Origin of the sequence: Bacillus sp. MUM 13 (assembly GCF_001866725.1) — a bacterium.
Lineage (GTDB): Bacteria > Bacillota > Bacilli > Bacillales > DSM-1321 > Peribacillus.
The window spans coordinates 1-389 of record NZ_MLYQ01000117.1; the positions used below are offsets into that span (position 1 = coordinate 1).

Consider the following 389-nt stretch of genomic DNA (forward strand, 5'->3'; position numbering starts at 1 on the left):
AGTTGGTTACGATGGCGTTTTTGGAACCTTCGGGCAGCTGCTCCTGTCTGGGAATAGAGTCGCATTTGTCGTGTGCTGTAACCTTTTTCTGTGAGCTTTTCCTGGAGCGTAGATCTTTTAATTTGCCCTGATTCAGCTAAACCTTCCCATTCAAGAATTTGTATAATTTGAGCTACGCTCCGGCTTGGTACTTCCTTACGAAGAAGTATCGCCTGTTCCAATAGATGAAGAGGGATGGCTTCTGACTTTCGAGTAGCTTTTCTCCTATGTGGCTTCAATCCCCCAAAACCATATTCCCGGAATTGAGCCAGATATCGTCTGATGGTTCTTTCTGAAAGACCGTTGGCCTTCGCTATCTGATCTCTTAATTCTTTTACTTTTCCAGCGTC

General features: G+C 44.7%; 1 protein-coding gene. It reads right to left on the minus strand.

What is annotated here, in order from left to right; genetic code table 11:
• On the minus strand, positions 1–389 hold a 389-nt coding region (locus BIV59_RS20625; protein ID WP_139194434.1), incomplete at both ends, for a helix-turn-helix domain-containing protein.